This is a genomic window from Moorena sp. SIO3B2 (assembly GCF_010692525.1).
GTDB classification, from domain to species: Bacteria; Cyanobacteriota; Cyanobacteriia; order Cyanobacteriales; family Coleofasciculaceae; genus Moorena; species Moorena producens.
In genome coordinates, this window is the sequence record NZ_JAAHHE010000186.1 from 1 (window position 1) to 9207 (window position 9207).

6 protein-coding genes and 1 pseudogene are annotated in these 9207 nt (G+C 45.5%); 3 read left to right on the forward strand and 4 right to left on the reverse strand.

All coding sequences use genetic code 11. The features are described from left to right. Positions 1-233 (reverse strand): annotated as a pseudogene (locus F6K38_RS26615) (DUF2808 domain-containing protein); the annotation flags it as partial. Between the two features lie 1127 nt (positions 234-1360). Between F6K38_RS26615 and pntA the strand changes: the two are divergent. The 3 genes from pntA (at position 1361) to F6K38_RS26630 (ending at position 5974) form a co-directional block, all read left to right on the forward strand. Beyond that, positions 1361-2986: a Re/Si-specific NAD(P)(+) transhydrogenase subunit alpha gene (gene pntA / locus F6K38_RS26620; RefSeq protein ID WP_009148791.1), complete on the forward strand. Its 1626-nt coding sequence runs from the start codon at positions 1361-1363 to the stop codon at positions 2984-2986. A gap of 487 nt (positions 2987-3473) precedes the next feature. Next, positions 3474-4937, forward strand: coding sequence for a Re/Si-specific NAD(P)(+) transhydrogenase subunit beta (gene pntB / locus F6K38_RS26625; protein ID WP_009148794.1), 1464 nt, complete (start codon positions 3474-3476; stop codon positions 4935-4937). A 218-nt stretch (positions 4938-5155) separates the two neighbouring features. Then, the gene (locus F6K38_RS26630) at positions 5156-5974 is read left to right on the forward strand and encodes a tetratricopeptide repeat protein (RefSeq protein ID WP_009148796.1); all 819 of its coding nucleotides are present in this window, start codon (positions 5156-5158) and stop codon (positions 5972-5974) included. A 98-nt stretch (positions 5975-6072) separates the two neighbouring features. On the opposite strand, the gene F6K38_RS26635 is transcribed toward F6K38_RS26630, so the two are convergent. The 3 genes from F6K38_RS26635 to F6K38_RS26645 form a co-directional block, all read right to left on the reverse strand. Next, positions 6073-7605 carry a serine/threonine-protein kinase gene (locus tag F6K38_RS26635; protein ID WP_287358074.1) on the reverse strand — a complete coding sequence of 511 codons (1533 nt, stop codon included), beginning with the start codon at positions 7603-7605 and terminating at the stop codon, positions 6073-6075. A gap of 236 nt (positions 7606-7841) precedes the next feature. Further along, a complete protein-coding gene (locus F6K38_RS26640) occupies positions 7842-8288 on the reverse strand; it encodes a hypothetical protein (protein WP_287313087.1) in 447 nt (148 codons plus the stop codon). A 310-nt stretch (positions 8289-8598) separates the two neighbouring features. Continuing rightward, positions 8599-9207, reverse strand: a 609-nt coding sequence (locus tag F6K38_RS26645; protein WP_287358077.1) for an anhydro-N-acetylmuramic acid kinase, incomplete at its 5' end; no start/stop codon positions are given.

Here is a 9207-nt window from a genome sequence, read left to right on the forward strand (position 1 = left end):
ACTCCCAATTCCAGTTTCTTCTTGGGAATCCTCAAGCGGTAACGATCCCAGTAATTGGGGGCACCGTTAAAATCTAGGTGATATCTCAGGATATTTTCCCGCTTAACACCACTCCAGAGTACCAATCCGGGATTACTCTGGGCTAAGCTCCGAACCGATAGCCCGGTCAAGACACAACCAGCTAATGCGATCGCGGAAATCAGGCTTTTGATGGAAGATTTTGTGGATAGCATAAATCTAATGCTGCTGACTTGAGCTTACAGTTAACAGTTATTTGTTTTTTTACTGTACTACTTATATATATACACAAGCTATACCCAATATATATACGCAATATATCCCTAATACGTAAGCATTCAGCGGTCAGCGGTCAGCGGTCAGCGGTCAGCGGTCAGTGGTCAGTGGTCAGCGGTCAGTGGTCAGCCGTCAGCTTATTTGATTCAAAGTAGCTTGGCCTACAGCCAATGGCTGATAGCTGATAGCTGATGGCTGATAGCTGATAGCTGAATGCTTACCCTCATACCAATTTCAAAACACTATCGCTACACTTTAATCACCTATAACACTTTATTACACCATTACCATCATCATCTATAGTCAGTGACGGAATCGATCTGACTAGTAAAGATTACCTACGACAACTGAGTGCAACAGCACAATTCCTAAAACAAGTTAAAAATAATCCTCTCTTCTGCAAGATCACCATAGGATCCAAAAAGAGATCCGGTTATGGGGACACATGTATTTGAACAGTCAGGGAAATTTATATAGAGAAATTGATGCCAGCAGTTCAAATTCAGCAAGAGGCCATGCCTGGTGTTGGATACCACGACAAGTAGCATACAAGGACAAGTAGCACAGATGGGAAGCCAGTCAGCTGATCAGACAATTAAGGCTGGGAGGTTTTCCTCTCAAGAGCGAGTCAATCACCAACCCTTAAGGGCATTGGCGGTGTCAGGGGGCAAACTGATCCCGTTCTAGTTGAACTTGGGAATCCTCTAAACAGGGTGAACATCCCCAGCAGGAAGAAGCTACAAGTTGCTAAAAACCACTCGAAATCAAAAGAAATAGAAGGATAGATTGTCATCAAGGGACAACATTTTTAAAAGAAGTTGTTACTTGATTCTATTTACCGAAAATAGTTAGGGAAAACAGTTATTATCGCCAGTTTTCCTGATTCTTGTTGTCCTCACCTAAGGAGTATTTTTCACCCATGACCAAAAGCTATGTTAGGAAATACGGTGGCCTTAGCCCCTGAAAGTGGCTGGTCTGGACATCCTTTGCCTGATGCTTCTAGACCCACCTTAGTGATCAACGAATTTTCCGTCGTTATTTCATTTAGACAACTGAAGGAGAGTCAATGACCCTAGCCATTCCCAAAGAGGCTGAAACGTTAGATTTACAGCCAACCAAAACTCGTATGAAGGTTGGTATCCCGAAAGAAATTTACCCAGGTGAATGCCGGGTAGCTGCTACACCGGATACAGCGAAGGTGCTCCAGAAACTTGGCTTTGATGTGCTGATTGAATCGGGAGCAGGAGAGACAGCGAATTTTCCTGACAATGCTTACGAACAAGCAGAATGCCAAATCATCCCTGATGCCAATAGCCTTTGGTCAGAGGCAGATATTGTTCTAAAAGTGCGTCCTCCTCAGATGCATCCAACTCTAAACAAGCATGAGTCTGAGTTGCTATCGGAAAATGGCACTTTAATCAGCTTTATCTGGCCAGGCCAAAACCAAGAACTGCTCGAACAACTCTCAAGCCGCAAGGCTACAGTGTTGGCTATGGATGCGGTACCCCGCATCACGAGGGCCCAAAAGATGGATGCCCTCAGTTCTATGGCCAATATTGCTGGTTACCGGGCTGTGATTGAGGCAGCGAATAACTTTGGTCGCTTTTTTACTGGGCAAATTACTGCAGCAGGAAAAGTTCCCCCAGCTAAAGTGTTGGTGATTGGTGCTGGCGTAGCTGGACTAGCTGCTATTGGTACCGCTAAAGGTCTGGGTGCTGTTGTGCGCGCCTTCGATACCCGCCCTGTGGTTAAGGAACAAGTGGAAAGCATGGGGGGAGAGTTTCTGGAACTGGACTTCAAAGAAGACGGTACCGGATCTGGGGGCTATGCCAAGGTGATGAGTAAAGAGTTCATCGAGGCGGAGATGGCATTGTTCGCTGCACAGGCTAAAGAAGTGGACATCATCATCACCACTGCCCTGATCCCCGGTAAAAAAGCACCGCTGCTGATCACCGAGGAAATGGTAGCGAGTATGAAAGAAGGCTCAGTGGTTGTCGATATGGCAGCTGAGCAAGGGGGCAACTGTGAGGTGAGCAAAGCCAATGAGGTCTACAAATACAAAGGTGTGACCATCATTGGATTAACTGACCTACCCAGCCGTATGGCTACTCAATCTAGCCAACTCTATGGCACCAACCTTTGTCATCTCCTCAAGGACATGGGTGGTAGTGAAAATTACCGTGTCGATATGGAGGATGAAGTGGTTCGGGGAGCCTTAGTCCTAAACGCTGGGGATGTAACCTGGCCCCCACCCAAGCGGCCTACACCTCCAGCACCTCCCAAACCCGCACCAGAACCCCAGACTGCGGTAACTAAAGAGCAGTCTGTGCCAGAGACGAAGAAATCAAAGGGTATCATGGGCTTGCTCTGGCCAGTGTTAGTGGGACTCGCCTTAGTTGGCTTGGGAATCGGAGCACCACCTTCTTTCCTCTCCCACTTCACGGTATTTATCCTGGCCTGCTTCGTAGGCTGGCAAGTGATCTGGAACGTAAAACCAGCCCTGCACACCCCCTTGATGAGTGTTACTAATGCCATTAGCGGCATCATCATCATTGGTGGAATGCTGCAAATTTCCGGCGCAGCCACCTCACCTACTACTATTCTGGGTGCGATCGCAATTTTAGTTGGAACCATCAACATCTCCGGTGGCTTCCTAGTAACCCAACGCATGCTCAAGATGTTTCAGAAATAGGTTAGCCGGTTAAAGGTTACAGGTTAAAGGTTACAGGTTGAAGGTTTGAAGGTTGAAGGTTTGAAGGTTGAAGGTTTGAAGGTTGAAGGTTGAAGGTTTGAAGGTTTGAAGGTTGAAGGTTGAAGGTTTGAAGGTTTGAAGGTTACAGGTTACAGGTTACAGGTTACAGGTTACAGGTTACAGGTTGAAGGTTACAGGTTATCTTCTGAACCTACCCTTCCGGAAGGCCAAAGGCCAACAACCAAACCACCTACCCTACACCGAACGCCAAAGGTGAACAACATTCAACCAACTAACCTTCAACCTTCAACCAACTAACCTTCAACCAACTAACCTTCAACCAACTAACCTTCAACCTTCAACCAACTAACCTTCAACCAACTAACCTTCAACCTTCAACCAACTAACCTTCAACCAACTAACCTACCCTTCGGGAACGCCAAGGGCGAACAACATTCAAGTTGAACACCATAAAACTAAGGAGACTATGTCAAATAATCTGTTGACAGTTGCCTATATTGCAGCTAGCGCTTTGTTCATTCTCAGCCTGGGGGGATTGTCTAACCAGGAAAGCGCCCGTAAAGGCAATATTTACGGCATTCTTGGGATGCTGATTGCCTTTGTTGCCACTGCCCTAAGTAGCGATGTAACGGCATACCTCACTCTGGGAGGGATGATTCTACCAGGAGTGATAATTGGTGCGATCGTGGCATCTCGGGTAGCCATGACCTCCATGCCAGAACTGGTAGCAATTCTCCATAGTTTTGTCGGTCTTGCAGCTGTACTGGTGGGTATTGCCAATTACCTGCAAGGGGAGGAATCCCTAACGGGTGCAGAAGTAACTATTCACCAGTTAGAAATTTATATTGGTGTGTTCATTGCAGCAATTACCTTCACCGGTTCAGTGATAGCCTTTGGGAAACTACGAGCTATCATCAGCAGCAAACCCCTAATGTTACCAGCACGCCACGTACTCAATCTGGCTATGCTTGGGGCTGTGATCGGGCTGGGTTACCAGTTCATGACAGCAGAGGGGACGACTGGTCTGCAACCCCTGTTGATTATGGCTGCGATCGCATCAGTTTTAGGCATCCACTTAGTAGCTGCTATTGGGGGTGCTGATATGCCAGTGGTCATCTCCATGCTCAATAGTTATTCCGGATGGGCCGCTGCAGCAGCAGGCTTTATGCTGTCCAATGACCTGTTAATTATCACTGGTGCCCTAGTAGGTAGTAGTGGTGCTATCCTCAGCTACATCATGTGCCGAGCCATGAACCGTTCCTTCTTCAGCGTGATTTTAGGAGGCTTCGGCGAAGGTGCAGGAACTACAGCTAAAGCTAAAGGTGGTGATCAGCCCGAAGGTCAAGTCACCGAGACCACAGTAGAAGATACCGTAGAGCTGCTACAAGGGGCCAAGAGTGTTATCATTGTTCCCGGTTACGGTATGGCAGTAGCTCAGGCTCAGCATCCCGTGTCCGATATTACCAAGATTTTGAGGAATGCCGGTATCAATGTTCGCTTTGGCATTCATCCAGTCGCTGGACGATTACCAGGACACATGAACGTGCTGCTGGCTGAAGCAAATGTGCCTTATGATATCGTTCTAGAAATGGATGAGATTAACGAGGACTTCCCAGAAACCGATGTAGTACTAGTGATTGGCGCTAATGATACCGTTAACCCTAGTGCCATGGAAGACCCCAGTAGCCCAATTGCTGGCATGCCAGTCTTAGAGGTTTGGAAAGCTGGTACCGTGGTGGTGATGAAACGGGGAATGTCCAGTGGCTATGCTGGCGTTGGCAATCCCTTGTTCTTCAAAGAAAACACCAATATGCTCTTCGGTGATGCCAAGACTAACGTTAGCGCTATCCTAGGCAAGCTCGTAGAATCTAGCCGGGACAGTGCAGCATCCAGCTCAGGAAAAGTCTTAGCTACATCCTCTGCGGGCTGAGTAAGGGTTAGAGGGGAATGACACCCTCGTTAAGGCTCAAACCTTGACTTGATGTCGAGTGTGGCGGAAGGTAGGAGTGTGGGAAGAGAGGGGATATTTTCTGGTAAAAATTCCCTGCTATTCTCCCCTCCTTCTTCTTACTCTTGCCTATCTTTGTAAGCATGAGCTAAATACTTACATTTTATCTTTCATTTCACAGGATAACGGAAATAATTGATATGGGTTTTTCTGTAGACGTTACTAGCAGCAACTACGCCACTGAAGTTTTAGAAAAGTCTTTTGAGAAGCCTGTATTAGTAGACTTCTTTGCTACCTGGTGTGGCCCCTGTCAACTGCTCAAACCAACTTTAGAGAAACTAGCTAAAGAATATGACTTTGTATTAGCAAAAGTTGATATTGACCGCAACCAAGACTTAGCGAACAACTTTAAAATTGAGGGAGTACCCGATGTCAGAATTGTCACCAATGGTGATATTATTCCTGGTTTTGTGGGGGTTTTACCAGAGATTCAGTTGCGGGAAATGTTGGCTAGGTTAAATCTGAAGTCTGAGCTAGACATTGGACTAGAAGAAGCTCGGGTTGCCATGGCAACTCAGGATATATCCCGAGCCAAACAGCTGTTTGAGCAGCTAATTGCCAAGTATCCAGAGAATCAAAGTTTAGTCATTGAAGTTGCCAATTTTTTGGTTCATATTAATGAGCCAGAACAGGCAACCACAGTGTTAGAAACCATTGGATACAATGATCGAGAATACTTCCCTAGAGCTCAGGCAGTTAGAGCATTGATTCAATTTAAGCAGCAGGCTAATCCTATTGGGGAAAGTCAATTAGATCAGTTATTTGCTCAGGCATCTCGGTTAGTTGTAGAGGGAGAATATGAAGCAGCACTCAAAATATTTTTAGAAATTGTCAGTAAACATCGTAACTATAGAGATGATGGTGCAAGAAAATCCATGATTGCGGTGTTTGATGTGCTCGGTAATGACCATCCCCTGACGAAAAAGTATCAGCGGGAGTTGATGCTATCCCTATATTAGTTTTGGCTGACGGTTTAATAGGTAAAATCGAAAATAGAAAAAAAATAAATATCTTTTAAAGTAACCAATTGCCAGGAACCAATTGCCAGGAACAAGTTTTAACCTGAGATATCAGTAGGGTAATCTGTATGAGCAGCTTCTAACTTCATTAAAATCTTCGGCTTCAGCTTTTCAAACTCTTGTTTAAGTATTCGTTTGCTCAACATTCCTTGATTAGTTGATTTTATTGTCTTAGACGTATTCGCCCAATCAATGAATAGCTGGCGTTGGGCAGGAGCAATGGTTGAGGTCATTACATTAGCACAGTATTCTGGTTGTGATTTGGCAAAAAACAAAATACGGTAATATCCAGTATCTCCCAAAAGTCTGATTATGTTCTGACCCTGATTTGTTTTGAGGTCTAAGTAGCAAGGAAACCAACAAGCACCGTGGTAGCGATTATGCACTGCGGTAATCCATAGCACCATTGGATGAGGTACCATCACATACAAGAATTGGTTGTAGCGTGTACTAACCTGACGGTTCTCAATCTCTTCTTTAGTAAGCATCACCCAGAGGGTAGGAAAGGTTGTGCTAGTGGTACGAATTATCTTAGGAAAGACAATAGATGCTTTAGGCTTGTCATCGGGCCAGGAGGTTCGCCGAGAAACATCATTCCCTGATACGGGAAGTATTTCTGTTGCCTTACTCAGAGGCTTCTCGGATAGTATTGTTTGAATCCGATTACCCAGATAGCGACCGCGATCATGACCTTCGTTTAATGAATCCAATGCTCGTAGGATAATCCCGACATTTTGAGGACGATCAGATACCTCTTTCGCTATACAGGTCATGATTAGGTTCTCTAGGGACTTCGGCAGCTTTAGCTTGGGGTTAATCGATCCAAAGGATTTAGGTGGGCTGAAGTGATGAGCTTTGTACCAACTACCAAAGGAATGATCTTCTGGAAGAATGGGCATGTGACCAGTTAACATCTCAAACATCATCACCCCGAGACTATAGATATCAGAGCGTTTATCTAGTTCCTTTCCCTCCATTTGTTCCGGTGAACAATAGGCTAGAGTACCCATAAAAGAATGGGTTTGAGAACCATCAAACTGAAGAAGCTTAGCAATGCCAAAGTCAAGGATTTTGATCAGTTCACCGAAGGAGGAATCTTCGACAACGAGAATGTTACTGGGTTTAATATCACGATGCACAATTGGAGTGAGTGTGCCTTTAAATACAATGCCTTGGTGAGCACATTGTAATCCCAGACAAATTTGGCGGGTAATATGCAAAAATCGGGGTAAGGATAGGGTTTTAGTGTGAATTATTTCGCTTAAATTTCCCCCTGCCAAGTATTCCATGACGTAGAAGGAAATATCGTTTTCATCTATGCCATAGTCCCTAACTCGCACGATGTGATTGCTTTTCTCACCAAGCAAAGCGCAAATCGTTGCTTCCCGCTCAAAGCGATCGCGCATTTTTTGGTTCAATAATGTATGGGAGAGAAACTTGACGGCAACCGTTACACCTCCGAGGAGCATATCTTTGGCTTGATACACTTGACCCATAGCACCTTTGCCGATCAACTTGACCAGTTGATAGCGATTGGCGAGTAGACGACCTTTGTTAGGGTCTGTGATCATAAGTTCTTTGGTGAGGTCTGGAAACTAACGTGTTCATGAATCATTAGTCTCTAGTCATCGCTAATTGGTCATTGGTCATTGGTCTTTTGTTAATACCAGGAGACTTAATGTGGATCACAAAGGACTAAGGACAAAACTGACTAAGGACAAAACTGACTAAGGACTAAGGAAGATGAACTCAATAGCAACGGTCACAGGCGTACTGCTTTTAAAACTTCCTTAATTCCAGAATACTTCTATTGTGGCTGACGTTCCAAAGTTGCTTCCATTGTGCTATTGAGATAATGACCTGCCATAATGCTACTGGAGAGGTAGTATATATTTTCATTACGTTGATACCGGGTTTCAAAACCACTGCGTCGTTGGCGATCCCCTAATACCCAATACCGTTGCACAATGGATTCTGGAGCCACCCATCCTTCTCCCTCGACACGACCTAGGAGGCTGTGCTGTAAGACAAAGGTATACTTGGGCTCGCCAGTATCGAGACGCCCCAGATACTGGCAATAGATATCCTCCCATTCACTATTGGGAAAAACCAGTCTTGTGACCATAGTAAACCAGTTTTCCCGACTCCAGGTAACCATAGTCCCACCTCTGACTACAATTAATTTTCCATTGCTTTCCAGCCAATTGCCCCGAAGTGTCCAGCGTCCTTCCTCCAATAAAAAGGTGTGAGCCACAGTGTTACTCTTTATCTGTTACTGAATATTACCCTCTCATTCCCCACTCATTCTAGCTGCTATACCTAAGGTTGTGGGGTTTACCCCCTCAGGTTATCCCATTGGCAAACTTCCACGAGTAGCCCAACTGCTACGGAGCAACAGACAAACTAGTTAAACTCTCCCCCAGACTCACCCACGGGGGATTCTAAGCTGATATGGCAAGAGCAGCTGATTAACTGCATTTCACAACGCTTACGATCCCTGTCTTGATGCAATAGCGAGTGGGGGGGACCCCCAAGACCGCGCTGCATCGCTAAAATACTGAGTTTTAGGATGACTGGTGTTGCGATCTCGGAGAATAGAGGTTTCCTAAACATACAGCCTCTGAAGCACCGGTTACTTGAGGTAGATTGCCGGGAATACCCAGGTTACGCCAATGAGCCAAAACAGCAAATGCGATCGCTTCTTTAAAATCCCGACTTAACCCAACCTGGTCAGTGGTTAATACTGGCACCGAATCTAGTCTAATTTGCAGCCGTTGCTTCAAGTATAGATTGCTTGCCCCTCCACCACACAATAGTACTTGGTCTGGCATTTGAGGCAAGAAGTTGCGATAGCTCTCAACAATAGAGGCAACAGTTAGTTCTGTGAGTGTTGCCAGGAAATCAGCAGGAGCAAGGTTATAGGCTTCACTTTCTACCAAACACTGCTTGAGATAATCTCGACTAAACAACTCCCGTCCGGTAGATTTTGGTGGCGGTATCTTGAAGAACTCTTGAGCAAGCCACTGTTCGACCAGAGCCTCACAGGGAGTGCCACTCGCTGCCCACTCTCCATTGTAATCATAGGTTTTTCTACCGTTGGTAAAATACTCGACAGCCAGATCTAACAGGGCATTCCCCGGACCAGTATCCCAGCCATATACCTGTTCCAACCA